This is a genomic window from Myroides sp. WP-1 (assembly GCF_014145635.1).
In the GTDB taxonomy this organism is placed as follows: Bacteria; Bacteroidota; Bacteroidia; order Flavobacteriales; family Flavobacteriaceae; genus Flavobacterium.
In genome coordinates this window covers 1-26541 of record NZ_JACHTC010000001.1, presented here as the reverse complement: position 1 = coordinate 26541, position 26541 = coordinate 1, and the positions used below count along the sequence as shown (strand labels likewise).

Sequence of the window (26541 nt, the reverse complement as noted above, 5' to 3'; positions counted from 1 at the left end):
TCTAATGCTAAAAGTCTCGTTCTCAATCCACCTTAAAGTTATACAATATGTTTGTTATTTGACTCGCGCAACGCAATAATTTCTTCTCTTTTTGGTCCAGTAGACAAATACGTAACAGGTACTTCTAGCGCTTGAGATAAGAAATCGATATAAGCTTGATAAGCAGGTGGAAGCTGACTGTCATCTTCTATCGTCTCAAAGCTTCCTGACCATCCTTTCATTTTTTTGTAGATGGGTTGAATTTCTTGTTCGCGTTGGTTAACATCAAAATACAATTGTTTTTCACCCTTCACTTCATAGTGTATACAAACAGGTACCTCCTCCATTTCACTGAGAATATCTCCCTTGGTAACAATTAATTGGGTTACCCCATTGACCATAACAGCATATTTTAATGCAGGTAAATCCAACCAACCTACTCGTCTTGGGCGTTTCGTATTAGAGCCAAACTCTCCCCCTTTGTTGCGTAATTCTTCTGCTTGAGTGTCCATCAACTCCGTAGGAAAAATACCTTCGCCAACACGGGTTGTATACGCTTTTGTAACTCCAAAAATTTCACCAACCTTAGTAGGTGATACGCCTAACCCCGTACAAGCTCCTCCAGCAATCGTACTCGATGAAGTCACATAAGGATATGTACCGTGATCAATATCTAACATCGTGGCTTGTGCTCCCTCAGCTAACACCTTTTTTCCTTCTTTTAAGGCTTGATTAAGGTATAATTCGGTATCGACAATTAATAGCTTTTTTAAGAATTCAACCGCGAGTAAAAACTCTTCTATCAAGACCTCATAAGCAGGTAATTCACATTGAAACTGCTGTAGTTCTTTATACTGTCTTGTTGTGATAGCGTGAAGATCTTGCTCAAATTGAGGTTGATAGATGTCACTCAAACGTAAATTTTGGCGCAAAATCTTATTTGCATAGGCAGGTGCAATACCGTTTTTAGTCGTTCCTATCGTTCTAAACTGTGGATGTTCTTCATACAATCGATCAAAATACGGATAAGTAGGAAGCACTATATGTGCTTTTGCTGAAAGTAACAAGCGTTTTTGTACATCCAAAGTAGGATCTAAAGCTTGTAACTGCTCAATTTCTTGTTTCAATTGAATCGGGTTAACAACAACTCCTGTTCCAATTACATTTACCATGTTGGAATAAAAAACACCTGAAGGAAGTAACTTCAAGGTTACTTTGTGGTTCTTGTAGTAAATGCTATGCCCTGCATTTGCTCCACCATTAAATCGAGCCACAATATCATACTGATTGCAAATGTGATCAATAAATTTTCCCTTTCCTTCATCTCCCCATTGGAGACCTACTAAAATATCCATACGCATATCGTTCAAACTTTAAAGAATTAAACAACAAAAGTAAATTGATGCCTTACACAGGCAATTGCCAAATGACAAAAAATCTTTTTAAGCACGCCTATAGCAAAAAAAAGGAAGACTTAAAAAGTCTTCCTTCTTCTCCATTTTGGTTTTTTGGTTATTGTAATACAAGTAAAGCAATTTAAAACGAACGAAACACTACGCTTATTGCTTTTTCCCTTCAAAGGAAATACGCCTTTGATTTTCCATTATTTTTCTTCCTGAAAATTTTAGTGTTTTGGAATCTGCTGAATAAATAAACACTCCAGCTAATTCTCCTGTCTGATGCATTACATCTCTGTGATCTGTATATTCGGAAACAAACTGAACGTTCATCTCAATAGGTGTTCGATCATTGCCACTCATTCTAATTCTATTGTTCCCCAAATCTTCTACCAATAGAATCTTGTTAAATTCATTAGAATCATAAGCTCCTATATACGTTCCTGCTACTGTAGCAGATGCAGTGCCCTTTTTTCCTCCTCCATTATCTGCATCTCCACCACTTCCTTTGTTGTCATCACTACTACAGCTAACACCAACAAATAAGCTACTAACCAATACAAAAGAATAAATTGCAATTTTTTTAATCATGATTTCCCTTTTTTTTGTTACTACTTTATCACACAAAGGTAATGAATCAAAAAATTAAACTTAAATAAATCACAAAAACTATATACCTAAAACTATTTATATGCATTTATTTCACTGTTTTTAACATTAAAAACATATTTTAATTGAAAAAACCACAAGCAAAAGAAAAATTGTAAAAGAAAGAAATACACGGTATCGCGGCAACTAACTTTCCTGTTGAGAAAAAAATAGCCTCCTTTATTCCTACATAGCGATTTTACTACTTCAGCTTCTCGATTAATTCTCTTTTACAGATTTTTCAACCTGTTTTTAGTTGAACATACTAACGGCATACAATTGTGTTTTTGGCAATTTGATTTATTGCTTGTTTACTGCTCTATACGTTGAAGGTGTAACGCCCTTGTATTTTTTGAAAAGCTTAGAAAGGTGACTTTCATCGTTAAAATCTAATTCAAAAGCAATTTCCTTTAAGCGCATTGTACTGTGTTTCAGGCGAATTTCAACAAGCTTTAATTTGTAATCTACAATATATTCCTGAAGTGAAATCCCTACTTGCTTCTTAAAATATTCACCCAAATAGCTTTTAGCCATTCCAAAAGTGCGTGCTAAAGACTCAATCGATAAGCGTTCCCGATGGGCAATATGTTGCTGTACATAAGTAATCATTTTCATGACATCCTGTACTTTTTTATTTTCTCCTAGTTCGTCAAAATCACCTTGTATCAAATTGCGCGCAACAAGAGTAAGTAAAATCGATAAAGATTGTCTAACTATTAAATACTCGTGATTTCCTCTGTCATACTCTCTTGCGATACCTTGTAATAATTGAGCTGCAAAACGCCCGTCTTCTTCATCTCTAAAAACACACCCTGCTTTGGTGTGAAAATGATGTGTAATATAGGTCAGTTTATGCATATTATCGCAGGTTTCAATGCGATCTGCTTCTAAGCGAATTTGCGTAATCAAAGCCTGCGGACATTCCACCACTAAAAAACGACTTCGCTCTTCACTTTGAAAGTTATAAAGTGTATCAAATGGTATCAAAAAGAGCTTTCCTTTTTGAAAAGGTATTTCTTGTGCATCGTATTGTACAGTTCCCTTTCCTTCTAGTAGGTAAACTAAGGTGATCTCTGCTTTAGAGCGAATCACTAAAGCCTCTTCTAAGCATTCCATTTGCCGAACAAGTAAAGAGTCCATATGGGGTATCCGTTTATTCATAAAACAACAAAAACCTTTTAAAACACAAATTATTTTGTATTAATCAAGTTTTCTTTGCAAAGAAATAAAAAATATCAATATGAGTCTATATAAAAGCAGATGGATCATTCTGCGTTATTTGGTAGGAGGTGCCTTCTTATCTCCATTAGATTACTTCATTGTCAACATGGCTCTACCCACTATTGAAGATTCTCTTCAAGCTAGTGCTCATCAACTTCAAATGGTTGTTGCCATCTACGGATTAACCTACGCCGCTTTAGTTGTCTGCAGTGGAAAACTAGGTGATATCTACGGGCGAAAAAAGATCTTTACCTTGGGGTTGTGGATTTTTTTGTGGTCGTCTATTGGGTGTGCTTTTTCACCAACCATACAGCTGTTGATCTTCTCTCGTTTCTTACAAGGTGTTGGTGCTTCGTTATTAGCTCCTCAAGTTTTAGCCTCGATCAAAGTGTTATTTGAAGAAAATGAACGAGCCAAGGCTTTGGGTATTTTTGGTTCTGTTTTCGGATTAGCCGCTATTGTAGGGCAATTACTAGGTGGCTTTCTACTGGGTTTTTCGATCTGGGGGATGACATGGGAAATTATCTTTTTAATCAATGTACCTGTAGCTGCTCTTTGTCTCTACGGTATTTATACTTATATGCCTGACGAACCATTGCAAAAAAAACCACTCGATTACATCGGTGTACTTTTAATTATCAGTAGTTTACTTTGTTTTATCACTCCTTTAATTTATGGACGTACCTTTCAATGGGCATGGTGGATATTTGCTTGTATTGGGTTGAGCTTTGTACTCTTCTTAGGTTTTATTCAGTATGAAAAAAGACAAGAACAATGTCAACAACCGGTATTACTTTCCATACAACTGATTCAAAACAAAGCTTTTGCACATAATTTACCTATTATCTTGTTCTACAATTTTACAGCGGGACTTTTTATTTGCTATCCCTACTACCTACAAACACATTTACATTGGAATGTATTAGCTGCAGGTTTGGCGATTGTTCCTTATGGTTTTGGTTTCTTTCTAGGGCCTATTGTATTTGCTAAGATACCTCAAAAACCAACCTTTTGGATTCAACTCGCTTTGGGGTTATTGTTCTTTTCTTTTCTTGCATTGGGGTATATTTTTTATGTACTACCTCAACCAAGTCTACCATCTCACCTCCTCTTTTTCTTTGCTGGTTTGGGTCATGGGATTATCATGCCCGTCATGATGCGCGAAAGCATTCGAACCATTACCTTAGAACAAGCAGGACAAGCATCGGGAATTGTCAGTACCATTATGCAAGTAGGTAGCGTATTGGGTGGTGCAATTATAGGCACTTTATTTTTTTCCACTGCTGAAATCGCGGGGTTTTCAACAGCACTAGCCCTAGCCTTGGTTACTATTGGATTGGTTCAACTTTTCGGTTTTGGCTTTTTCCTTCGACTTAAAAAAACAATCACTTAAATCTATAGTTATGCACAATTCAAATGCCTTGGCCCTGGGCCAAGAACAAGTTCGCCTTTTTTGTCTGTATATTGAACAGTGGTTCAACGGGACAGCAACCCATCGAGATGATTTATATGAAGCTATTATTCGAACGTTTCATCCCGCCTTCCACTTAATCAATGGAGATGACCAAACCATCAACTTCTCCATGCTTACCCAATGGCTACACCAAGTATATGGACAATTTCCTACGCGAACTGTAAAAATTGAAAACTTCAACGGGTACGCTTCATCTCATCATGTTGTTGTTACCTATACGGAAATTCAAACCACAGGAGATACACAAACAACAAGGGAGGCTTCTGCTGTTTTTCTGATAGAGGACAATCAAGCCCTGTGGTATCATCTAGTAGAAGTGTGGAAGTAGTTCTTTTTGCTCTTCACTCTTCATTTTACTGAGGCAGATTGCAATCTGCCTCATCCTTTTACTATTTTACCTCGGGCCATTGCTGTTCAATGTGGTAGTCATACTGCATAATAGCCGCAATTTTCTCTTGAACCTCTTTTCCACTGTACTGCTCCACTAAATAAAGTGCTAAGTCTATACCTGATGTAATACCAGAAGCAGTTAACACTTGTCCGCTATCGACAAAACGCACATTTAAAACAACTTCTGCTGAAGGTAGGGCCTTTCCTAACTGCATCGCATCCAAATAATGAGTGGTGAATCGATGCCCATCTAATAGGCCTGCCGCAGCTAAAAAATAAGCCCCTGTACATACAGATACCATTGTTGTCCCTTGCTCCTTTTGATGCTGTAAAAAGGCTATTATATCTTTGTCTTTGGATAAGGTTGTCGCCACCTCAATGGGGGTACCTGGAACCAAAACTAAATCTACTTTAGGTAACGTTTCAAAACTATAGGTGGGTTGAATGTGAACGGTGTTTTTTTCTGTTTTTATGGCTTGACCATCTGAAGAAAACAAAAGTAACTCATATTGATCTGATGTAAAGCGATTCGCTTTGACAAAAACATCCGTCGGACCTGCAAAATCTTGCAATTCCATTTCTGGATATACAAAAACGCCAATTTTAATTTTTTCCTGTGCAATCATAGATATACTCGTTAAAAAAAGAAGACCTTGTAATAAAAGAAATCGTGTCATAAGTATGGTTTTACTGACAAAAATACAACAACCAACTGGAGCAGTTCTTACAAAAAAACGCGTTATGATATCAGTATTCAATCCTTTTTACCCCCATGTTATCCTATACATTTTCTATTTCGTCATTTTATTGGCTTCTCTGTCTTTTCAACCCTTTATATCTTCGTATTTTTACAACTATTAATTCAACTAGAGATGAACTACAAAAAATTTGACATAGAAGCATGGAATAGAAAAGAACATTTCTACCATTTTAAAGACCAATTGCGTTGTGGATTTAGCTTAACTACAAAAATAGATATCAGCCAAGTGATTTCCTTTATTAAAGCACGCGATTATAAATTCTATCCAACGATTATTTACCTCATTACTCAGGCTGTAAACAAGCACGATGAGTTTAAATTTGCCATGAAAGAAGGAGAATTAATTCAATGGGATATCGTCCATCCTGCGTATACAGTTATGCATCCTGAAACGGAAACTTTTTCTGAATTATGTTCGATGTACACTGGTGATTTTCAAGCATTCTTAGCAGAATACGATCGCGTACATGAAACCTATAAAGACAATTATGCTTTATCACCCCAACAAGGCATTGAAAATATTTTTAATATATCGATGATTCCTTGGGTGAGTTTTGATGCTTTCAATTTGAATGTACCCGGGTTTGGTGATTACTTCGCTCCTATTTTTACTTTGGGAAAATACAGCATTCAAGGGGATGAGATTCTCATGCCACTATCCATTCAAGTACATCATGCCACTTGTGATGGGTTGCATGTGGCTAAACTATTACAAAGTTTGCAGCGCTTGTGTAATGAGATAAAGTAATAGCTTAGTACTATATCTCAATAAAAAACGAGGCTATTCAATAGAATGGTCTCGTTTTTTTATAATCCAATGCCCAAAATGGGCTATTTATCTGTTCTACTTGTATTGTTTACTTCTCTCATCTCGTTACTTTATTGGATGAATAAGACAAATGCTTACCCCCTTTTAAGACATTAACCGCTATCAAAAAAAGCACTTTTCTGCGCTTTCTCTTTTCTTGATGAACTGCGTTCGTCCTTTTTTTTGTAACTTCAATTGCGATAACCGTATTTTTGTTCTTAAAGAACTCATCTTAACTTTTTTGATTGAAGTGAAAATTAGCTATTTTGAGTCTGACTCAAAAGAACATTTTTTTAACCAATTAGAGAAAGTCGAGATGAGTTCAAAACTAAATTGGATGACTAAATCGAAAAAATGGTATACAAAACGCTATATCGAAGAACTTATTTTGTTTTGTGCGTTGTATACGCTTATTATGCTTCCCGAGTTGATGAAGTCCATTTCGCAAGCGGATTTCATCAAAACCTTTTTGTTCTTTGCTATTGTTTATGGAATAGCGCTCTTTCATTGCTACTATATTTTTGTACTATTCCTTGCTAAGCGCTATTTGTTATATGGCATAAGTGCATTTGTCTTTACTCTTTTTGGCGCTGGTTTTTTACTTGCCGTAGATTATTTGTGGATTGATCCTACTTTTTATCAGACCGATGAAGACACTCTACTAGAGCACTATGTTTCTCATTTAGTTCTCTGTGTAATTAGTACGGCAGCTATTCTGTCTATTTTTTTAATTCGCCAATACTCCAGTGAAGTACAAAAACGCAATGAAGCGCAATTGCGATTAAGCGAGGTCAATATTAAGTACTTACATGCGCAATTGAATCCACATTTTTTCTTTAATATGTTCAACAATTTATATGGTGTGAGTTTAACAGACCCTCAGCGTACTCCTGAACTTATCTTAAAGCTATCCAATCTCATGCGCTATCAACTCGAAAATGCCAATAAAGAGACCGTCACCTTAGATGAAGAGCTACAATTTATCAACAGTTATATTGCAGTTGAAAAGGAACGTGTCGGACAACGTTGCTCCATTGAATACACCATTGACGATCCACAGCTATTAGCAACTCAGTACCACCTCGCTCCTTTCTTACTCATTACCCTTGTTGAAAATGCATTTAAACACAGCCTCACAATAAAAAACCAATGGTTTGTTTTCATAAAAGTGCAAATTAAACCTACGTGCATTCTACTAGATATCAAAAATTCGATTGCCGACGAATTGTTGCAAACCCATTCCACAGGCATCGGACTCACTAATATACAACAGCGTCTCGAACTACTTTACACCAATAGGTATACCTTAGAAACAAAACGAGAAAACAAGTGCTATACCACTTCTTTACAGATCTATTTAAACTAATTCCTTTATGAACAAAACTCTCCAATGCATCATCATAGACGACGAAGAAGGGGCACATTTAGTTCTGCGTCATTATATTGATCAACTCCAACATCTCCACGTACAACAGTCCTTTTACAACCCCATAGAAGCGATGGAATACTTGTATAAAAACCCTGTAGACTTACTATTTCTCGATATCAATATGCCGGGACTTACGGGTTTGCAAATGCTCAAAGCGCTAAAAAATCCTCCTTTGGTTATTTTAACTACAGCCTATAAAGAATACGCGCTAGAGAGTTATGAATATCGCGTGGTCGATTATTTGGTAAAACCGTTTGATTTAGCACGCTTTATGGCGGCCATCGACAATGTGTTTTCTCGATTTATTTCCGTTAAAGAAGTTGTTGATGCACCTGTGCTACCTGCAGCAAATGAAATTACGCACCTATTACTTCGCGTTGATGGAGACACGATTAAACTTCAATATAGTGATATTACACATATTCAAAGTTGGGGTAATTACGTCAAAGTATTCACTAAAAGCAAGCAATACCTCAGCGCCATCACAACAGGAGAGATTGAAAAGAAATTAGATCGAAAACACTTCATGCGCATCCACAAATCGCATATAGTCGCCCTTGATCAAATCAAGAAAATTTCAGGCGGACAAGTAGAACTCGAAACGGGAATTATTCTACCTATCGGATCAACCTACAAGAGAGAGTTGTTGGAGGTATTTCAGTAGGTAGTTGACGGGATACCGGATAAAAAGGGAGGGCCAATTCAGTTGATCATCAAAATACTAAGGTTGATCCTTCTTTTTTGAATAGCTCGTTCAAGGTTGGGATATTTGTGTCATAAAAACTAAAACGACGCAATTCAATCCTGCAAAAAAAATGAAGAAAATTACACTTTTACTCCTACTGTTCCTAAGCTTACCGCTTTGTGCACAAACGCAACTACACGGTACAGTAAGAGACACGCAAAATCAAGCGATTGGTTGGGCTACGTTAGTATTACAAGCGATCGATAATCCCAAAGAAGAATACGTCACGATGAGTGAAGAAGATGGAAGTTTTACTATAGCTCCCATTCGAAACAAGGGACAATACAAACTGACTAGTAGTTTTATTGGCTATAAAAACAACGTACAACTTTTGTCGCTGGATGTGCCTAATACCCCTATACACCTCATCTTAGAAAACGATGACACTTTATTAGACGAAGTGCTAATCACTAGCCATAGAAAAGCCTTAAAGGTATCTCCGGGTAAGGCTACTTTAGCTGTTGCACAGAGTAATTTAGCGCAAACACAATCGGCTTATGATGTTTTAAAAACGCTACCTGGTGTAACGATCAGTCAAAATGGCGAATTAAAAATTAAGGGAAAATCTGGGGTTACTATTTTGCTTGATGGTCAACCGACTCAATTGTCGGCAGAGCAACTAAAAACCATACTCAAAGGCACACCAGGGTCGACCCTACAATCTATTGAAATGCTCAACAACCCACCAGCCTCCATCGATGCATCTGGTACAGGAGGAGTGATCAATATCATTTCCAAAAAGAAGCTGGCCCAAGGTTTCTATGGAACATTTAATACTTCTATGGGCATGAGCAACAAAATAAGTACAGATCAAGCCCTAAACTTAGGCTATGGCAATGAACACTGGAGTTTTAACTTCTTGTATTCTTTTAGCTATACCCCTGATCGTTTGAGAGAAAATTTTGAAAAACGAGATTTCGCCTCTCCCAAACAAGCTTGGTTAAACCAAATACAACATTCTCTTTTAACGAGTAAATCTCATGTCGCGCAAGTTGACGTTACTCGAACTTTTAATTCAAAACACAGCTTGCGTTTAGCTACAGCTTTGGACTACAACGACACGCCTAGTGCTGTTCACACCCAAACAACTACAGGTGAACTTGGATCAAATACACAACAAGTTTTACAGCGAAATAACAGCAAAAATAAGTTATCAACATTCAAAACAGATCTATTCTATACACTCAATGGCCGAGAAAAAGAACGTTGGACAACTTCCATCGGTATGCAGTACGTCAAATCGGATGCAACAGATGCTATTGTTGAACAGCTCCCTCCTTTTATTCGCTCTAATGAAAATAGCAGTAGACAATACAATGTATATCCAAGTGATCAAAACGCGTTTAATTTTAAATCTGACTATCAAAATTACCTGTGGGAAGAAGACTCGTCTAGTGCAAAAATAGAAGTTGGGGTCAAGAGTAACTACACGAGGTTACAAACAAACGAACGCCTGCAAACACTTGTACAACATGGTTCTATAACAAACAAGCAAACAAAGAGTCAATTTGAATATAAAACAGGTGTACATGCTTTTTATGGATCACTTGATATAACCCTAGACAAATGGTCTATCTTAGCAGGGCTACGCGGTGAATACACCCACATTCAAGGCGATACATTAAATCACAAGAAGCTAGTGAAGCAAAACTATTTCTCTTTATTTCCCTCTATTCAAGTAACCTATATGGCTAGTGAAAATTACTCCATTATGGCCTCTTATGCTAGGCGAATAGAACGTCCTGAATTTGATAAGCTCAATCCGGCTGTACGCTTTTTAAATAGCAGTACACGATCAATGGGTAATCCAAATCTACAACCTGAATATGCCCACACCGTCGAAGTGACTCAGCAATTTTTAGGATTTATAGATGTAACTCTGGGATACAGCCGTATAACAGACCCCATGTTATATAGCTATTTCAATCAGGGAATTAATCAAGCGTATTTTACCAGTGTTAACGGCAAAAACAGAAGTGAATGGCAAGCCTCTCTTGCTTTGCCGATCCCCGGATTTAACTGGTGGGAAAATTACCACGGAATCTATTTTTACAATACAAAATTTGACAATACTATAATCAAGGAAAATAAAAATAGTATTGGATTATTTACCTACAACAATTTTAAACTACCGCACAATTTCAATGTGGAAGTTAGCGGCTGGTATCAAAATGGCGGAATTGATTCGAACTTCAAATACCGTTCATTAGGAGAAATTAGCCTAGGTATAAGTAAAAAATTCCTACATGATTCCTTTACTGCCACCCTAGCGGTTAGCGATTTATTTAAAACAGGAGGATTTCGAACCACCATTTTAGAACATCCCGATCAGCAAACGAATTTTAATTTAAAAAATGATATGAGAATCTTCAAATTTGGTGTTACCTATAATTTTGGAGGAAAAAACAAAAAAGCAGAGGCTGAAGTTGACGATCTCTCACCTTCAAAAAATCATCCTGCGATTAAAGTTGTAAAATAAAAATACTATGTTTAAACACGGTCAATGCACACCACTAAACGATCTCTTCATTTATAATCTTTAGTTACTATAGTTGTGTTGACTTAGAAAGGAACCCTTAAAAAAAGGGTTCTTTTTTTTTATATTTCCACATCTTTTAAGGCAAAACTTTCACTTATGAAAACAAAGTGTGGTTTTGTTAATCCTTCCGTAAAAATTTGGCTTGACTATTGTAGTCCTCCTTTAATGCTATTCCCAACCCCCTGGCTAAAGTGAGTATATCACCGCTAAAGGTACTTTCATCACAATAGTTTAATCAATGGTTTTATAAAAACTATCATTGCCCTGCATACCAGCATTTTAAAAAATATTGAATGACAATTTTTACGTAAAACAATGAATAAATTTATCTCCATTAGTTCCATCAAACCCCGATATTTTACATTTGCGTTTCCACTTGGTTTACTTCTTTGTATTTTCTTTCTATTGTATCTCTTTGATTCCCTTTCTATAAAAGGATACATACATCTTCAAAAAGAGTGGTTTTACTTCATCAATCACTATGTGAGTCAACATCCTGAATTGCTCTTTAATTTGACACAGTTTGGTGATGCCTTGATTTTTTTATCCTTTCTCACTTTATTTATTTTGTATACTCCCAAGCTATGGGAATCTCTTCTTACGGGATCTTTAATTTCCATGGTAGTTGCGCTATTGTTAAAAGAGCTATTTGCCATACCAAGACCCGCAAAGGCCTTTGATTATAAAACCTTCCATATTATTGGTGAGAAACTTTCGGGATCTACTAGTTTTCCCTCTGGACATTCCATTACCATTTTTACCATCTTAACGATTTTGATGTTTGTCTTTGCTCCAAAAAGAAAAAGCTACAAAATTTCGTATGTAATAACTACAGTTAGTATAGGTTTACTCTTTGCCTTTACCCGCGTGGCTGTCGGTGCTCATTATCCCTTAGATGTATTTATTGGTTGTGTCTTAGGCTATATATCAGGATTGCTCGGTTTGTGTATAACACATAAGTATCGCTTATGGCCGTGGATCTACAACAAAAAATATTATCCTCTATTTCTACTTTTGTTTTTATCTTGTTGTATTGTTTTGATTTGGCGAATCCTGCAAGAGAATCTTTTTATTTATTACTGTGCACTGGGAAGCTTGTGTTATTCATCCTATAAAATCACTAAGATCTATGTTCAAAAATAACTGTCGAACCAGTCATGTAGCCCTTTGGATGAGCATTGTTAACACAGTGCTCTATCACCTTCCCTTCTTCAATTTTGTAATTCAACATAGCGAAACAGGGGCGCTACGTCAGCTCCTCTTTTTCTTTACTTTAGTACTCCTAATGGTAGTTGCTAATTTTTTTGCCTTTTACCTATTCCTATCTCTTTCGCGTCGAGTTGGGAAAACACTGCTTTCTACCTTCTTCATACTCAATGCTATTTCTGTTTATTTCATCTATTCCTATGGGGTTATTCTTGATGAAAGCATGATCGGAAATATCCTCAATACCAATACGGAAGAATCCAGTAGCTTTTTTTCTCTTACCTTGGTGTTCTATCTGGTGTTGTTTGGTATTTTACCGAGTATTGTTCTTTGGCGTATTTCCATTCAACGCGAAACGTGGAAAACCTTTTTTATACGTTCAGGATTAGCCTTAGGTGTTATGTTGAGTCTTGTTTTGCTCAATGCCAATCAATTACTGTGGATTGACAAACACTCCAAACAACTAGGTGGCTTGGCCATGCCTTGGTCCTATTCCGTAAACACGGCTCTCTTTTACGTTCATCAAGCGCAAAAAAACCAAAAGGAAATCCTCTTGCCAAACGCGACGATTACAAATGAAGAAAAATCAATCGTTGTACTCGTCATTGGAGAATCTGCCAGAAAACAGAATTTTTCTCTATATGGTTATGAAAAAAATACAAACCCTCTCCTTTCTCAAACAAAAAATGTCTATCACTTTGACGCCAATTCATCTGCTACTTATACTACAGCAGGGGTAAAAAGTATTTTGGAATACAAGGATAGTTCAGACTTATATGAGATACTTCCCAACTACCTGTACCGAAACCAAGTAGACGTTATTTGGAAAACAACAAATTGGGGCGAACCACCAGTTCACATCTCCCGTTACCAAAGTAAAGAAAACTTAAGATCGCTATGCGAAGGCGACAACTGTGGCTATGACGAAATACTGTTAACCAACTTAAAAGAAGATATTTTGGCGAGTACCCAAAACAAAATTCTAGTTGTATTACACACCAGCACGAGTCATGGCCCTACATACAATACCAAATACCCTCCTGCTTTTGAGGTATTTACTCCCGTTTGTACCAGTGTAGAGCTGAGCAATTGTTCTTCAGAAGCCTTGATTAACGCCTATGATAATACCATTGTATATACCGATTATCTCCTACATCGCGTCATTGAAGATCTCAAGAGCTTGCCCCAATTCAAAAGCACGTTACTATTTGTTTCTGATCACGGAGAATCGCTAGGAGAGAAAAATTTGTATATGCACGGATTACCAATGCGCATTGCGCCAAAAGAACAATATGAGATTCCCTTTATTGTATGGGTATCCGACGATTCTAAAAAGTTAAAATCCAATTCTCTATTGTCTCAACATCACGTCTTTCACAGTGTGCTGCATTTTTTGAGCGTAGAAAGTCCGATATACCAAGAAGAAATGAATATTTTCGAAAACTAAAAACCTCAGCCCTATGGACAAAGACCCCTAATCAACAGACTTAAACCATTGGTCAAAGAAGATTGTCTGCTTGCCCAAATGCAAAGTTATTTGCACTCGAATTTAATTTTTAAATATGAAAGCAACTATTTTAAGTTTGAGTCTTGCAGCATTAACAATGTGTAGCGCAGAAGCTTTAGCGCAAAGTCCTTTTCAATTAGGAGTAAAAGTAACTTCTAACCACTCCAATATTGCGGGCAACTTAACCAATTTAAGCCGATCAAATGCACTGGGGTTTTCTGCAGGAATCACAACGCAATATCACTTTGATCGACTTTTTCTTCAAGCAGATCTATTGTACAGTGAATCTAAATCTGATGTGGATCATACAGGCATTCAGCAAGCGAAGTGGAAAAGTATTGATATTCCACTTGCTATTGGATACAATATTCTGGATCTCAACAAAATAAAAGTTCACATAACGGCAGGTGGAGTTTACTCACAAGTAATTGATGACAAATTAACGCTAGCAGAAAATTTGGGTTCACTAGATAATCGTTGGAACAAAAACAACATCAAAGCTCAACTAGGTGCTGGAGTAAGCTGGGGTAAGTTTAGCTTTGATCTAGTATATGCGCGTAGCTTAAACAACTTAACTAAAGATTTTAAATCGAAGTCTAACCATGTACAAGTGGGGTTGAGCTACTACTTCTTATAAAATTTAAACAAGCATAGAGAAATGGTGTTCTCTATGCTTTTTTTGTCTATTCACCTGATTGCACATTGGCACACCTGTCATTCGTCAAAGTAAATAAACCACAGGTCAAAAAAAGAGATAGGACTCAAATGATTTTCCTTTATTTACCTTTGTATTGCAAAACCATCTCTATGACTACCGATATTTACAAACACAAGCGTCTGTTTTTTATTGTTTTCTGGTCTATCCTAACCTTTTCGCTATGGCCCTATGTGTACCTCAGTAATCATCCTTTCTACTATTGGATCTTGTACACTGCTTTTGTGATGGCTTCTTTTATTGGTATTTCCCATTACCTCAGTGATATCGTATTGCCTAAAGCACTGAAAGAAGGCCGAATGAAACACTTTCTCCTTCAATTTTTCCTTGGTATTATCCTACTCAATATCTTAGTATCGCTCTGTTTTACCCTGTTTCCCTATTTTATTCAGGACGAACAAGCCTTAGCGAGATCTGATGTACAAAGCTGGAAAGAATTGTTTGTCTATAAACTGTTTAATTCTATTCCATCAGCCATGGCTATTGTAACTACAACTTGTGGTATCCGATTTTATGAAGAACACCACAAAATTGAAAAGGTAAACACCAAGCTACAACAAGAGCATTTGGAAGCGCAAATTAAGCTACTCCAAGATCAAATTAATCCGCATTTGATGTTTAACGTACTCAATCACATTCATATATTAATGCAACATAATGTAGAGCTTGCCTCTACGGTATTGCTGAAGTTTTCTGATATTTTGCGCTATCAACTGTATGAAAGCAACCAAAAAAAGGTATTCTTACACCAAGAGATTCAATACTTACAAGACTTAGTTGCTATAGAACAAATACGATGGCAAGAAGAATTAACCGTAACCTGTTTATGGGAGATTGAATCTCGACAGCTTGAAATAGCTCCTCTTTTACTTGTTCCTTTGGTAGAAAATGCCTTTAAACACGTTTCTCGTCTTCCGCACCAACAAGGTTATGTACAGATTCATTGCACGGAACACGGCGGACTGTTATCTTTAGCGATTGAAAACTCGTACAACGATACATATAAAAGAGAAAAACAACAAGGCGGAATTGGTCTTGCTAATGTAACTGAACGATTAAAAATTCAATATCCTGAGAACCATTCATTTCAATTGAATCAAGAAAAAGATCAATTTACAGTAGTACTTCAAATCAATTTAAACGATCCTCATGACAACAGATAAACCACACACAGCACTTAAATGCCTAGTCATAGATGACGAGCCTTTAGCGAGAAGAGCCATTGTTGACTTTATCGCTCAAGTGGATTTTCTATCCGCTACGGCGTCTTGTGGGTCCGCGTTGGAAGCACAAGAATTAATTAGCAAAGAAAAATACGATCTCCTGTTCTTGGATATCAATATGCCCTATTTATCTGGTATAGATTTCTTGGAGTCAATCAGCCAGCCTCCTATGGTTATTTTTACTACTGCTTATTCCGAACATGCCTTAGAAGGCTATCGCCTGCAAATTGTTGATTACTTACTAAAACCAATCACTTTTAAACGCTTTTATCAGGCTGCTCTTAAAGCAAAAGAGCTGTACCTACTTAAAAATCAAGCAAGAGAAGAAGTTAGCCTCGTTGAAAGTTCAATGTATATCAAGCATGAAGATTGTTTTGTTAAGATTCAATGGACTGACATTCTCTACATCGAAGCGATGCAAAATTACCTCAAAATTCACACCCTTGAAAAAATGTATATCATTCACCAAACGATGATCGCCATAGAGGAACTCCTACCAAAAGAACACTTTTTCAGAATTCACAAATCTTACCTGATTAACGTCAAACACATTAGTTCTCTTTCTGGTAATCGCGTTTTTATCCATCAAATCCAATTGCCTATAGCTAGGCAACGCAAAGAAACGCTGTTAAACGATATTATTTATAAAAATTTATTGAGCAAATAAAAAAGGACGAATAGTATTCGTCCTTTTTATCCTCTTTCGCTGAAAGAGGATATTTTTGTTTACACCACTCTTATTTTGGGTAGCTGAATGCCACTTACAACGCCCAACGCAATTGAACGGCACCATAAAAAGTACTGGTAAAGCGCGGATCAGCTTCTTTCTTTTCCTTGAATATATTTTTAATCTTTCGTTCGTTGTAAGAAAAAGAGCGCACCAAAGAGCTTCCTGCAGTTAAAGACAGCGTAAGATTGTCGTTGAACTTAAATTCAGGTCTAAACCCAGCAACAATCTGCTGAAACCCCAACAACATGTTCTTGTCGTCTTTTTTAATAACAGCAGTCATTCCTTGCAAGTCAGCCGCAAGTTTCAAATCTACGATTTCATTCATTTTATAGCCTAGCTCTACACCTTGTGGAAAGGCTACTCGTACATAAAAATCACCATGTGTTTCCCAATTGAAATAAATTCCTGGCAGAACCATTGGAACACCAAAACTATTGGTTAACACCGGACCAACACCCAAGGCTACTTTCTCATTAAAATGCTTGATAAAGAACACACCTCCCTGCGCCAAAATAGTTTCCTTATTGATCATTTCCACATCTGTCGTATATATACCCACTGTTCCCATAAACAACAACGACCATGAATCGCTAATCGAGCGAAAGTGCTTCACCCCTACTTGCGCATTGAGTAATGTTGTAGGGAATAACTCCTCTTCATATAACTTGTGTTGCATTTTGGCATAAGCTCCTTGTGCTACAATAGACCAAAGACGTGGTTTGTTGCGGTGATCCATTGTTACCGACAACGGGATTTCAAAACTTGCCTCCACCCGTCTAAAATCTGTTTTAGAAGGGGTTTTTACACTATCTATGGGGCGAACATAATTCGAAAAAGGAACATAGTCTATTTTAAATTGGCCTTTAATTCTCTCTTGCGCTTGCAATGAAATTATACTTCCTATAAGGATACAAAAAAGCAAAAATGCACGTGTTTTCATATTTTATATTTTGCTGCAAATCAATGAAAACCCTTACTTCTTTTCGTATTCCTTTGACCAATGGTCTATTTTTATTGATGAATGACAGCTATCGCAAGCTCTTTTTTCTCAACAAAAGAATAGATTCAGTCAACAAACCTCTTGAGATACTCTATCTTTGTGTTTAGTAATTATTAAACTGTTGTTTCTTTTTTCATTTCCTTGCTTATGACAACTTATATCTCTTTACTTCGAGGCATTAATGTTAGCGGTAAAAACACCGTTAAGATGGATGTTTTGAAACAACTTGCTACCAAACTCAATTTTGTACAAGCACAAACCTATATCCAAAGTGGAAATCTCCTCTTTCGTTCGGAAGAAACGGATACAACTAAACTATCTCTTCAGCTCCAACAAGCAATCCATACTGAACTAGGGTTACTTGTACCTGTTCTTACTCTTGCTGTATCAACCTTTCAAAACCTAATAGATCAGTGCCCTATTACACTAGAGGAAGAGCAGGCTCAACTCTACGTTACCTTTTTTGGTTCTTTCCCCAAAAGACAAGACAGCAGCGATATTTTTGAAAAACTCTCTCCCAAAGAACGCTTGATACTTTGCGATTCAGTGGCGTATTTGGTCGCTGGAAATGGTTATGGAAATACCAAAATAACCAATGCATTTCTCGAAAAAAAGCTACAAATCACAGCGACTACACGCAATTACAAAACATGTAAAAAACTAGTTGAACTAGCCCGTAATTTATGAGCAACTTCAATTTGCTGTAAACTATTCTATTCTATGCTTTTTTCTTCCTTTCTAAAAATCCTCTACAGTGAAATAGAGGCAAAAAAAACTTCACGAAATCGTACATTATAAAAAAAGAGAACCGTTATGATTCTCTTCTACTCTTTTATTTTTCTCTATTAAAATCACTTTTATCTAATCGATACCAATGATGAGGAACACCGTCTAAATCAAAGGTTTCAATACGAGAAAACCCCAATTTTTTTAAAATGTTGTTTGAGCCCTCATTGTCGCAATCGGCCATAGCAAATACCTCGTGAAATCCCAATTGGTTGAATCCGTAATTCAAACAAGCAATTGCCGCTTCTGTAGCAATACCTTTGCCCCAATATTTTTGTCGCAAACGATACCCCAAATCATAGTAATTAACGTGATTATTGGTTGACTCTGTAACATACTTAAAACCTGTCCAACCAATAAAATCATTGGTCTCTTTATCTACCATTACCCAACGCGCAATGCCATTATCGCTATATTGCTGACGAATAAAATCAATTACATCAAGTGTTTCTTCTTTACTCTTTACGGGCTGTTTTCCTAAGTATTGATGCACTTCTGGGTTAGAGTCTAAATCAAACATTCCCTCTACATCGGTTGGTAATAATTCTCTTATAAGCAATCGCTCTGTCTCTATTAAGATCTCCATACTATTTTATATTAGATTATTGTTTGTTGTTCATTGTTCGTTGCTCGTTGTTTGTTGTTTGTTTGTTGAGGTGTTGAGGTGTTGAGGTGATGAGGTGATGAAATCGAAACGCAGTGAAAATCGGAACGCAGTGAAAATCGGAACGCAGTGTAGATTCATCGAACACCAAAACAAATATAAACTAGGTGAGATATATTCATCGAACACCAAAACAAATATAAACTAAGTGAGATATATTCATCGAACACCAAAACAAATATAAAATAAATGAGGTATATTCATCGAACACTAAAACAAATATAAAATAAGTGAGATAGATGGTGAGGTGATGAGACGTTGAGATCAAGAAAACAATCTACAAAAGAATAGCTTTCTTAAATCTGATCCTTTTTCTGTCAACCGTTAACCATTAACTATAAAGCAATATCTTTGAAGGTAAATCTATTAACTTTACACATGATTAGAAAAGCAACACTCCGTGATTTATCTTCCATTCAAAACCTATACACAATACTATTTGAGCGCATGGCCGAACTAGAGCCCAACTACATGCAAAAAGCCAATCAGGACGAGGCGTTTGTAACGCTTGCAATTCGTGGTGAAGATAATTTTACCGTATTTGTTATAGAGGATGAAGGAGGAATACAAGGATTTGCCCTTACACAACTGCAGCAAAGTCCACCGTATAACGCTTTTGTGCAACAAAGTTGTATGTATTTATTAGATTTAGTTGTTCATCCTTCAACCAGAGGAAAAGGATATGGCAAAGCTTTAATTCAACGTGTAAAAAACTGGGGAATAGAAAAAGAAGCTGCTTACTTTGAACTTACTGTTTTAACTCAAAATACACAAGCGATTCAATTATATGAACGAGAGGGTTTACGTCCATTTAGTCAATCCATGCGCATGCGTTTAGAAGAGTAAAAAATGAATTTGTTGAGACGTTGAGACGTTGAGATCAAGAAAACAATCTACAAAAGAATAGTTTTCTTACATCTGATCGTTTTCTGTCAACCGTTAACTGTCAACCGATGTATAATTTGGTATCATAACGAAAGACAACCGTTCCGTCTTCTTGGTATTTTTCAAAAATCTGTTCCAATGCCTGCATAACCTCTACATAACGTTCATCTCCTTCTTTAGGTGCATAAGAGGAAGATAACAACCTTCCTTTTAGTTCTTCTAAATTGAAAATTTGTTGATTCGTAAGAGATACAATTTCTACTGCTCTAGGTGCTAAAAAGGCAGTGATATTGGCTGTATCAATATTCTTTTGAGTGACTTTATGATACTCGGGAATCAAATCGCGCATCATCTGTTCATATTCCTGCTGTAGCGGATCTGTAGTACAGCGCTCATTCCACGCCAAAACAATCGTCCCATTGGGTTTAAGAATGCGATCAAACTCCAATTTTGTTTGTTCAAAATCAAACCAATGATACGCTTGTCCGCAGAAAATCAAATCGATAGACTTCGTTACAAGAGTTGTTTGTTCCGCTGTTCCATCAATAGCTTTAAAATTGCGATTACCTTGAAAAAACGTTCTACTCGCTTCTCTCATCTCGTAATTAGGTTCAACACCGTAAACTAAATTCCCCGCTTCAACAAAGCGCTGAGCTGAAAGTCCAGTACCACTGCCAATATCTGCAATAGTAAACACAGGGGTTAACCCCACTATTTGCTCTAATTGCTCTATCATTTCTAAGGGATATTGAGGTCGATAACGAATATAGTCTGCTACTCTATCTGAAAATCTTGTGGTACTGTTAGGATGATTAGGCATATTCTTACTTTTTTATTCAACGTCTTATAAAGATACGCATTCTCCTCTTTATTTTTGCCTATCTACCGTCTTTTCTTTTCGTATAGGTCAACACCATCATACCCGTTTCAAAGGCTTTCTGATGCGTTAATTCCCACGTTGATCCTATACTTTTTTCAGGAAACAAGCGAATCCCCTCTCCCAGTATTTTAGGTGTGATCGACAAAACCATCTGATCCAGGAGATTGGCATTCAAAACATAGTGTACCAACTGCCCTCCGCCTACTAACCAGATGTTTTTATCTGATTTTTTTTCTTTTAATTGTTGAATTACTTCTCCTATATTATCCGTTACCCTTACGGTATTTGGACTATCAATCTTCAATTGCGGATTCGACGTGATAACGTAGGTTTCTTGCTCTGGATAAGGCCATGGATAACCAAAATCAAGAATCGTTTTATACGTTTTACTTCCCATCAAACAGGTGTCAATTTCAGCTAAGAAATCTTGATAACCATAATCGCCAACCTTTTCATCCTGAAAGTCATCCAGAAAAGAAACACTCCCTTCTCCATCAGCTATATAACCATCCAAACTCACCGCGATATACAAAATAACATTTCTCATTTTTTTATTATTAGTTTACCAATTTTTATCTACAGTTGGTTTCCAATCAAAAGGCAAAAGGTCTTTCATTGTTACAACAGTATCTGCATTGACCATCACTTGTGTGTTGTAGTTCTCAGGAGATACTTGTGTTACTAGTTCACGACAACGTCCACATGGCGGAACTACTTCACCGTTTTCTGTCACAGCAATAAGCTTTTCTATTTGCACTTCTCGATGTTTCAACATCTCAGCAATAGCCGAATGCTCTGCACAAAATCCCATCGAACAAGCGGTATCAATACTAATACCAACATAAACATTTCCTTGAGTGGTTAGAATAGCAGAGGCTACTGAACCAAAAGCTACAAATCGATTCACTTCTTGATACTTAGCATAGGTTAATGCACGTTCTTTTAATACACTAAATTCCATTGTTTTTCTATTTTAGATCATCCATTATTTTATTTTTATCTAAACAACAGTACCCCCATGCACAAGATATCTCCCTGTCTTTTTACAAGTTTAGTTGTTTTATGATTTCAGGTACTGGCAGTACTCCAGTATGTCTCCATAAAATCACCCCGTCCTGATCAATCACTACCATTGTTGGAACGGCTCGTACAAAAAATTCAGCCGCCAACTGCGAATCCCGATCTACATCTATACGCTGTAATTCTACTTTCTCGGTTACCATATCCAATGATTCATCAATCATTCGAGATAACATTTTACAAGGACCACACCACTCCGCAAAAAACTGTAGTAAAATAGGTTTGTCTGTTTTTCCTAAAAAATCTTCTACTTTCATCTGTATATTGTTTTAAATTACAACAAAAGTAGCCTTCTTTACTAGTGATAAAGCCACACAAATTGAAGCAAAAATCGGACAAATTGCTTTTGTTTGTTTTTTATTTTTTTGTAGAGATTCTCCATATTTAGAAAATTTTTCCTCTTTCTTCTTTATCTCACCTATTTTATATTTGTTTTGGAGTTCAATGAATATATCTCACTTAGTTTATATTTGTTTTGGTGTTCGATGAATCTACACTGCGTTCCGATTTTCACTGCGTTTCGATTTTCACTTCGTTTCGATTTCTTCTATTCCTCAAAAGTTATTCAAAAATTTGCTTTTGATGATGTTTGAAATGCTTGACATAATCTTCCATCAAATACGCAAGTGTTTGATTGTTACAAACTCTATTTTGCACGTTTTTCTGTAGAATTATCTGAAACAAAAACAACAGTTGCTTATTTAAAGCACTCCATAATTCGACAAGTTGTATTAGTTCAGTTTCTTGATAATTAGCACTTTGACAATATTCTACCTGTTCATAGAAAAGCTGTGGATTTTCTTGAAATTGCGCCTTAATAAATCGAAGATAATTTGTTACTGCACTATCAATTAAATGCCCTACAATTTCCTTTTTACTCCACTTATCTGGAGTTGTTTTACTTTCCATCTCTGTGGGTGAAAGTGCTAAAATTGCGAGAGGAAATTGCTCAATAAGAGTTTCAAATTCCTGAATGATTGCTTGCATAGTTTGTTTATTTGTTGCTTTGTTTGAGTATCTAGATTTTCAATTCAAGGAAAAGCTTTCTTACTTTTGTAAAATACAGTGATAACCTTTAAACTTTCCTCTTTCTCTTCATTCATCACCAATAGCTGATTACAAAAAAACGAAAAACAAAAAAACAAAACTAATCCAAAGCATACATTGTGTCAACTAACTGACGAACGCGGTTGGCCTCATCTTCGTCATAATTAAAATTCAATATGGCAGCAACTTCTCGTTGTTTCTTAAAAAAGAAGTCCATCAAGACAAAAAGCGCTTGCCAATTATTCGAAAGAGCAGCATCACTATACGTGCTTAAAATCGTCTGATAATCTCCTTCCGTTAAGTATCGTTGCATGAATTTACCCGACTTTCCGATAGAAATAGCAAAGTTGTTTTGTGCTCCTATATGCCAAGCAATCATATCCATAAAAACGGGTCGAACTACAGTTTCTAACATCTCTTTAGCATAGGTGATCTCTCCTCTTTTTAACCCCTTTGCTACGTTAGTAACACACCACCAAAATTCATTACTAGTTTCATTAAATAAGCGTTGCGTAGGTTTTTGAACATGATAATCACTATCAGAAGCGGGAGACAAGTGGAGAAACATATCCTCTTTATCTAACCAAACTACCGTTAAACTATCCGGTTGGAAATGAGTACTCATTTTTTCTTTGGGAAAAAGCGTAATATCCAAGCGATACCCTTCTTGAAAAATAGTCAATAGGGTAAATGATACTTTTTCTACAGCTAAATCTCTCCCAAGTTCCATTTCATCTGGCAACTGTTGTACAAGAGGAGTTCCCAATTGAGCTAACCACGAACGATCTTGTAAAAACGATTCAAATCGATCCACAACAAATAAAAGATCAAAATCTTGATATTCATCTTCTACAACATGAATATTAGCTCTAGAACCTTGAAGCAAAACAGCGCGTATTCTACTATCATTAGAGGCTAAATCAAGGATTTTCTTTTGGATATCGATTGGATTGTACATGGAAGCTAGTATAAAATAGATTTTTTTTCAAAAGTAAGAACAATCCTACAAAACCGCCACCCCTACTTCCCTTTCCTTCCATTTTTAGCATTAAAATATCCTTATTTTTACTTATTTTCTTCTCCAACAAAATACAATACACTGAATTGCAATCAACTGATAGTCCACATTAAAGTTTTGTTCGGTACTTGTTTGGGTTTTGTTCGATATTTGTTGGGTTTAAGGCCATTTTACCGAACAAGTACCAAACGAAACCCGAACGAAACCCCAAACAAACATCCAGTAAAACTGACGAATTACAATACTCGACTCACAAAAAAACAGTACCTTTAGAAGTAAAGAAATAAAAATGAAAATCCTAGTTATTGAAGATGAAAAAGAACTGCGTGCTATTATGCAAGAGTCATTAACCAAAGAGCATTATATAGTAGAAGTAGCGGAAAACTACAAGCAGGGAATAGACAAACTGGTGGGGTATGATTATGATTGCATCTTGCTTGATATCATGCTTCCAGACGGAAATGGCATTGATCTACTAAGAGAAATTAAAAGCATAGGCAAAGAAGATTCAGTCATTATTATTTCTGCAAAAGATTCTATTGACGACAAGGTATTAGGTTTAGAACTCGGTGCGGACGACTATTTGACCAAACCCTTTCACCTGTCAGAACTACTCGCCAGAATCAAATCTGTACTCAGACGTAAAAATCAACAAGGTTTTCAAAGTATAAAGTGGAACAATGTTGAGGTTTTTATTGATGAACGCACAGTTTTAGTTGATGGTTCTCCCGTAACCTTAAATCACAAAGAATTTGACTTGTTATATTATTTTGTAGTCAATGCCAATCGCTTAGTAACCAAATCATCCCTGGTAGAACATATTTGGGGAGACAACATGGACGAAGCTGATAGTTATGACTTCGTCTATTCACAAGTTAAAAACTTGCGTAAAAAACTCAAAACACACCAAGCTGAAGTGAATATACAATCGGTATACGGCATGGGGTATAAACTCGTAAATGAATAAGATGAGACTACACAATTACATGCTAGGTTACCTTTCTGTAGGAATTATTGTTGTGCTCACTGCTTGGATCTTGATTTTCTACGCTTTTATGACAGAAGAGATCTATGACAATATAGATGATGGACTCAAAAATAGCAAAACAGAAATCGTCAAAAGAGCCTATACCAATCCCAATGTCGAGAGTTTTTTACCTTTTACCTCAAGTGGTTTTCGCATTACCCCGTTAGCACCAGGTCAATATTCTCAAAAAAATATTTTTTCCACAGCGATGGTTTACATGGATATTGACGATAATGAAGAACCTGTCCGCATGTTAACAACCACTTTTGTAGACAAAAAAGGAGATAACTATCTACTTGAAATACGAACCTCTACTATTGAAGCGGATGATCTACTCAACGATTTCGGTCTTGCCGTACTCGCGTTATACCTTGCTCTATTGACCAGTATATACCTCATTAACCACATCATCTTAAAACGCGTGGTTTGGAATCCCTTTTACCACTTAGTAAACAATTTAAAAACCTATACCCTTGGTCGACAAATCATCACGGCCAAAACCCAAACCCCTATTAAGGAATTTACTGATCTACAAAGCGAAATCAATAAAATGATTCAACGCATAGAAGATATGGTAGAACAACAAAAAACATTTGTTTCTAACGCCGCCCATGAGTCTCAAACGCCACTAGCGATAATCAACAACAAGTTAGAGCTCCTGGTAGAAGCGGAAGAATTAAGTGAAAAACAAATTGATCAAATTCAATCCATCCATCAAAGTTTGACTCGCTTAATTAAGCTCAATAAATCTCTTCTAATGTTGACTAAAATTGAAAATAATCAATTCAGTCAATACCAAGAAGTAAATCTCAATCAAGTTGTCAAAGCGATAGTTCAAGATTTTGACGATTTATTCACCTACAAAAAAATAGACGTTAGCCTAATTGAAACAGACGATTCTTTTCTAGTAACCATGGATAAAGGATTAGCCATTACCCTTGTTCAAAATCTTTTAAAAAATGCCTTGATTCACAATGTTTCACAAGGAAAAATTGTCATTGAACTCAAGCACAACTCTTTTTCAATTGCCAATACAAGCGATACTAAAATTCCCCTGGACGAAAAAGCCATTTACAACCGCTTTTTTAGAAGTACCACCAATGAAGAATCCAGTGGTTTGGGTTTATCCTTAGTACAAACTATCGTCAAAGTAACAAGCTCAATAAAGATCAACTATGATTTTGATGGTATGCATCGTTTTACAGTGAGTCGAGGGTTGTAGGTTGTAGGTTGATGGTATAGTGTCCTCAACACCTCTGTACGTCCCTGATATAGGTTGACCATAAAAAGTCAATTTTTATATGAAACCCAATGTCAAAATTATTCAAAAAAGTCGTGTTTATTCAGAAGAATTTAAACGCGAAATAGTTTCCTTATTTGAAA

The 26541-nt window shown here is 36.4% G+C and carries 27 protein-coding genes; 15 read left to right on the top strand and 12 right to left on the bottom strand.

What is annotated here, in order from left to right; translation table 11 throughout:
- Positions 1-38: 38 nt before the first annotated feature.
- The 3 genes from H4K33_RS00135 to H4K33_RS00125 form a co-directional block, all read right to left on the bottom strand.
- The gene (locus H4K33_RS00135; RefSeq protein WP_182646481.1) at positions 39-1340 is read right to left on the bottom strand and encodes an adenylosuccinate synthase; all 1302 of its coding nucleotides are present in this window, start codon (positions 1338-1340) and stop codon (positions 39-41) included.
- A 198-nt stretch (positions 1341-1538) separates the two neighbouring features.
- Positions 1539-1967, bottom strand: coding sequence for a hypothetical protein (locus tag H4K33_RS00130; protein WP_182646480.1), 429 nt, complete (start codon positions 1965-1967; stop codon positions 1539-1541).
- 357 nt (positions 1968-2324) lie between these two features.
- Positions 2325-3185, bottom strand: coding sequence for an AraC family transcriptional regulator (locus H4K33_RS00125; RefSeq protein ID WP_255493502.1), 861 nt, complete (start codon positions 3183-3185; stop codon positions 2325-2327).
- A 79-nt stretch (positions 3186-3264) separates the two neighbouring features.
- On the opposite strand from H4K33_RS00125, the gene H4K33_RS00120 reads away from it, so the two are divergent.
- Together H4K33_RS00120 and H4K33_RS00115 are read left to right on the top strand one after the other, a co-directional pair.
- Positions 3265-4638: an MFS transporter gene (locus H4K33_RS00120; RefSeq protein WP_182646478.1), complete on the top strand. Its 1374-nt coding sequence runs from the start codon at positions 3265-3267 to the stop codon at positions 4636-4638.
- Between the two features lie 10 nt (positions 4639-4648).
- Positions 4649-5047, top strand: coding sequence for a hypothetical protein (locus H4K33_RS00115; protein WP_182646477.1), 399 nt, complete (start codon positions 4649-4651; stop codon positions 5045-5047).
- Positions 5048-5108: 61 nt separating this feature from the next.
- Here H4K33_RS00115 and H4K33_RS00110 read toward each other — a convergent pair whose 3' ends face one another.
- Entirely contained in the window at positions 5109-5786 is a 678-nt protein-coding gene (locus H4K33_RS00110; protein ID WP_182646476.1) for a DJ-1/PfpI family protein, read from the bottom strand.
- A gap of 195 nt (positions 5787-5981) precedes the next feature.
- Between H4K33_RS00110 and catA the strand changes: the two genes are divergently transcribed.
- The 9 genes from catA to H4K33_RS00065 all read left to right on the top strand — a co-directional run bounded on the left by catA (position 5982) and on the right by H4K33_RS00065 (position 16708).
- Positions 5982-6617 carry a type A chloramphenicol O-acetyltransferase gene (catA, locus tag H4K33_RS00105; RefSeq protein WP_182646475.1) on the top strand — a complete coding sequence of 212 codons (636 nt, stop codon included), beginning with the start codon at positions 5982-5984 and terminating at the stop codon, positions 6615-6617.
- Between the two features lie 376 nt (positions 6618-6993).
- A complete protein-coding gene (locus H4K33_RS00100; protein ID WP_255493501.1) occupies positions 6994-8043 on the top strand; it encodes a sensor histidine kinase in 1050 nt (349 codons plus the stop codon).
- Positions 8044-8050: 7 nt separating this feature from the next.
- Positions 8051-8770, top strand: a complete 720-nt coding sequence (locus tag H4K33_RS00095) for a LytTR family DNA-binding domain-containing protein (protein WP_182646474.1) — start codon at positions 8051-8053, stop codon at positions 8768-8770.
- 151 nt (positions 8771-8921) lie between these two features.
- On the top strand, positions 8922-11330 hold the full coding sequence (locus H4K33_RS00090) for a TonB-dependent receptor domain-containing protein (protein ID WP_182646473.1): 2409 nt from the start codon (positions 8922-8924) through the stop codon (positions 11328-11330).
- A 375-nt stretch (positions 11331-11705) separates the two neighbouring features.
- Positions 11706-12533: a phosphatase PAP2 family protein gene (locus H4K33_RS00085; protein WP_182646472.1), complete on the top strand. Its 828-nt coding sequence runs from the start codon at positions 11706-11708 to the stop codon at positions 12531-12533.
- Positions 12520-14043: a phosphoethanolamine--lipid A transferase EptA gene (gene eptA, locus H4K33_RS00080; protein WP_182646471.1), complete on the top strand. Its 1524-nt coding sequence runs from the start codon at positions 12520-12522 to the stop codon at positions 14041-14043. Before H4K33_RS00085 ends, eptA begins: the two co-directional genes overlap by 14 nt.
- A gap of 115 nt (positions 14044-14158) precedes the next feature.
- The gene (locus H4K33_RS00075; RefSeq protein ID WP_182646470.1) at positions 14159-14740 is read left to right on the top strand and encodes a porin family protein; all 582 of its coding nucleotides are present in this window, start codon (positions 14159-14161) and stop codon (positions 14738-14740) included.
- Positions 14741-14910: 170 nt separating this feature from the next.
- The gene (locus H4K33_RS00070; protein WP_182646469.1) at positions 14911-15981 is read left to right on the top strand and encodes a sensor histidine kinase; all 1071 of its coding nucleotides are present in this window, start codon (positions 14911-14913) and stop codon (positions 15979-15981) included.
- Positions 15968-16708 (top strand): LytTR family DNA-binding domain-containing protein, encoded by a 741-nt coding sequence (locus H4K33_RS00065; RefSeq protein ID WP_182646468.1) that lies wholly within the window; start codon positions 15968-15970, stop codon positions 16706-16708. The genes H4K33_RS00070 and H4K33_RS00065 overlap by 14 nt, the downstream gene beginning before the upstream one ends.
- Before the next feature lie 94 nt (positions 16709-16802).
- On the opposite strand, the gene H4K33_RS00060 is transcribed toward H4K33_RS00065, so the two are convergent.
- Positions 16803-17711 (bottom strand): DUF6268 family outer membrane beta-barrel protein, encoded by a 909-nt coding sequence (locus H4K33_RS00060; RefSeq protein ID WP_182646467.1) that lies wholly within the window; start codon positions 17709-17711, stop codon positions 16803-16805.
- 207 nt (positions 17712-17918) lie between these two features.
- On the opposite strand from H4K33_RS00060, the gene H4K33_RS00055 reads away from it, so the two are divergent.
- On the top strand, positions 17919-18458 hold the full coding sequence (locus H4K33_RS00055; protein ID WP_182646466.1) for a DUF1697 domain-containing protein: 540 nt from the start codon (positions 17919-17921) through the stop codon (positions 18456-18458).
- 145 nt (positions 18459-18603) lie between these two features.
- On the opposite strand, the gene H4K33_RS00050 is transcribed toward H4K33_RS00055, so the two are convergent.
- Complete coding sequence (locus H4K33_RS00050) at positions 18604-19143, bottom strand: GNAT family N-acetyltransferase (protein ID WP_182646465.1); 540 nt, start codon at positions 19141-19143, stop codon at positions 18604-18606.
- A 456-nt stretch (positions 19144-19599) separates the two neighbouring features.
- Here H4K33_RS00050 and H4K33_RS00045 point away from each other — a divergent pair, with 456 nt between their 5' ends.
- Positions 19600-20067: a GNAT family N-acetyltransferase gene (locus tag H4K33_RS00045; RefSeq protein ID WP_182646464.1), complete on the top strand. Its 468-nt coding sequence runs from the start codon at positions 19600-19602 to the stop codon at positions 20065-20067.
- Between the two features lie 100 nt (positions 20068-20167).
- Here H4K33_RS00045 and H4K33_RS00040 read toward each other — a convergent pair whose 3' ends face one another.
- The 6 genes from H4K33_RS00040 to H4K33_RS00015 all read right to left on the bottom strand — a co-directional run bounded on the left by H4K33_RS00040 (position 20168) and on the right by H4K33_RS00015 (position 24071).
- Entirely contained in the window at positions 20168-20926 is a 759-nt protein-coding gene (locus tag H4K33_RS00040) for a class I SAM-dependent methyltransferase (protein ID WP_182646463.1), read from the bottom strand.
- A gap of 58 nt (positions 20927-20984) precedes the next feature.
- Positions 20985-21533: a dihydrofolate reductase family protein gene (locus tag H4K33_RS00035; protein ID WP_182646462.1), complete on the bottom strand. Its 549-nt coding sequence runs from the start codon at positions 21531-21533 to the stop codon at positions 20985-20987.
- 15 nt (positions 21534-21548) lie between these two features.
- Positions 21549-21947 (bottom strand): cytidine deaminase, encoded by a 399-nt coding sequence (locus tag H4K33_RS00030; RefSeq protein WP_182646461.1) that lies wholly within the window; start codon positions 21945-21947, stop codon positions 21549-21551.
- An 82-nt stretch (positions 21948-22029) separates the two neighbouring features.
- Positions 22030-22323, bottom strand: a complete 294-nt coding sequence (locus tag H4K33_RS00025; protein WP_182646460.1) for a co-chaperone YbbN — start codon at positions 22321-22323, stop codon at positions 22030-22032.
- 304 nt (positions 22324-22627) lie between these two features.
- Positions 22628-23053: a hypothetical protein gene (locus H4K33_RS00020; RefSeq protein ID WP_182646459.1), complete on the bottom strand. Its 426-nt coding sequence runs from the start codon at positions 23051-23053 to the stop codon at positions 22628-22630.
- A 160-nt stretch (positions 23054-23213) separates the two neighbouring features.
- Positions 23214-24071 (bottom strand): aminoglycoside 6-adenylyltransferase, encoded by an 858-nt coding sequence (locus tag H4K33_RS00015; RefSeq protein ID WP_182646458.1) that lies wholly within the window; start codon positions 24069-24071, stop codon positions 23214-23216.
- Positions 24072-24420: 349 nt separating this feature from the next.
- Here H4K33_RS00015 and H4K33_RS00010 point away from each other — a divergent pair, with 349 nt between their 5' ends.
- On the top strand, positions 24421-25098 hold the full coding sequence (locus H4K33_RS00010; RefSeq protein ID WP_182646457.1) for a response regulator transcription factor: 678 nt from the start codon (positions 24421-24423) through the stop codon (positions 25096-25098).
- Positions 25091-26380: a sensor histidine kinase KdpD gene (locus tag H4K33_RS00005; protein ID WP_255493500.1), complete on the top strand. Its 1290-nt coding sequence runs from the start codon at positions 25091-25093 to the stop codon at positions 26378-26380. Before H4K33_RS00010 ends, H4K33_RS00005 begins: the two co-directional genes overlap by 8 nt.
- Positions 26381-26541 lie beyond the last annotated feature (161 nt).

What these genes read in the sequence shown, in the direction of transcription:
- H4K33_RS00090 (WP_182646473.1), top strand. Translation starts at nt 8,922, where the DNA reads ATGAAGAAAATTACACTTTTACTCCTACTGTTCCTAAGCTTACCGCTT.
- H4K33_RS00095 (WP_182646474.1), top strand. Translation starts at nt 8,051, where the DNA reads ATGAACAAAACTCTCCAATGCATCATCATAGACGACGAAGAAGGGGCA.
- H4K33_RS00130 (WP_182646480.1), bottom strand. Translation starts at nt 1,967, where the DNA reads ATGATTAAAAAAATTGCAATTTATTCTTTTGTATTGGTTAGTAGCTTA.
- eptA (WP_182646471.1), top strand. Translation starts at nt 12,520, where the DNA reads ATGTTCAAAAATAACTGTCGAACCAGTCATGTAGCCCTTTGGATGAGC.
- H4K33_RS00030 (WP_182646461.1), bottom strand. Translation starts at nt 21,947, where the DNA reads ATGGAATTTAGTGTATTAAAAGAACGTGCATTAACCTATGCTAAGTAT.
- H4K33_RS00005 (WP_255493500.1), top strand. Translation starts at nt 25,091, where the DNA reads ATGAATAAGATGAGACTACACAATTACATGCTAGGTTACCTTTCTGTA.
- H4K33_RS00085 (WP_182646472.1), top strand. Translation starts at nt 11,706, where the DNA reads ATGAATAAATTTATCTCCATTAGTTCCATCAAACCCCGATATTTTACA.
- H4K33_RS00055 (WP_182646466.1), top strand. Translation starts at nt 17,919, where the DNA reads ATGACAACTTATATCTCTTTACTTCGAGGCATTAATGTTAGCGGTAAA.
- H4K33_RS00050 (WP_182646465.1), bottom strand. Translation starts at nt 19,143, where the DNA reads ATGGAGATCTTAATAGAGACAGAGCGATTGCTTATAAGAGAATTATTA.
- H4K33_RS00025 (WP_182646460.1), bottom strand. Translation starts at nt 22,323, where the DNA reads ATGAAAGTAGAAGATTTTTTAGGAAAAACAGACAAACCTATTTTACTA.
- H4K33_RS00060 (WP_182646467.1), bottom strand. Translation starts at nt 17,711, where the DNA reads ATGAAAACACGTGCATTTTTGCTTTTTTGTATCCTTATAGGAAGTATA.
- H4K33_RS00070 (WP_182646469.1), top strand. Translation starts at nt 14,911, where the DNA reads ATGACTACCGATATTTACAAACACAAGCGTCTGTTTTTTATTGTTTTC.
- H4K33_RS00015 (WP_182646458.1), bottom strand. Translation starts at nt 24,071, where the DNA reads ATGTACAATCCAATCGATATCCAAAAGAAAATCCTTGATTTAGCCTCT.
- H4K33_RS00045 (WP_182646464.1), top strand. Translation starts at nt 19,600, where the DNA reads ATGATTAGAAAAGCAACACTCCGTGATTTATCTTCCATTCAAAACCTA.
- H4K33_RS00020 (WP_182646459.1), bottom strand. Translation starts at nt 23,053, where the DNA reads ATGCAAGCAATCATTCAGGAATTTGAAACTCTTATTGAGCAATTTCCT.
- H4K33_RS00120 (WP_182646478.1), top strand. Translation starts at nt 3,265, where the DNA reads ATGAGTCTATATAAAAGCAGATGGATCATTCTGCGTTATTTGGTAGGA.
- H4K33_RS00100 (WP_255493501.1), top strand. Translation starts at nt 6,994, where the DNA reads ATGAGTTCAAAACTAAATTGGATGACTAAATCGAAAAAATGGTATACA.
- H4K33_RS00075 (WP_182646470.1), top strand. Translation starts at nt 14,159, where the DNA reads ATGAAAGCAACTATTTTAAGTTTGAGTCTTGCAGCATTAACAATGTGT.
- H4K33_RS00110 (WP_182646476.1), bottom strand. Translation starts at nt 5,786, where the DNA reads ATGACACGATTTCTTTTATTACAAGGTCTTCTTTTTTTAACGAGTATA.
- H4K33_RS00115 (WP_182646477.1), top strand. Translation starts at nt 4,649, where the DNA reads ATGCACAATTCAAATGCCTTGGCCCTGGGCCAAGAACAAGTTCGCCTT.
- H4K33_RS00040 (WP_182646463.1), bottom strand. Translation starts at nt 20,926, where the DNA reads ATGCCTAATCATCCTAACAGTACCACAAGATTTTCAGATAGAGTAGCA.
- H4K33_RS00035 (WP_182646462.1), bottom strand. Translation starts at nt 21,533, where the DNA reads ATGAGAAATGTTATTTTGTATATCGCGGTGAGTTTGGATGGTTATATA.
- catA (WP_182646475.1), top strand. Translation starts at nt 5,982, where the DNA reads ATGAACTACAAAAAATTTGACATAGAAGCATGGAATAGAAAAGAACAT.
- H4K33_RS00010 (WP_182646457.1), top strand. Translation starts at nt 24,421, where the DNA reads ATGAAAATCCTAGTTATTGAAGATGAAAAAGAACTGCGTGCTATTATG.
- H4K33_RS00135 (WP_182646481.1), bottom strand. Translation starts at nt 1,340, where the DNA reads ATGCGTATGGATATTTTAGTAGGTCTCCAATGGGGAGATGAAGGAAAG.
- H4K33_RS00125 (WP_255493502.1), bottom strand. Translation starts at nt 3,185, where the DNA reads ATGAATAAACGGATACCCCATATGGACTCTTTACTTGTTCGGCAAATG.
- H4K33_RS00065 (WP_182646468.1), top strand. Translation starts at nt 15,968, where the DNA reads ATGACAACAGATAAACCACACACAGCACTTAAATGCCTAGTCATAGAT.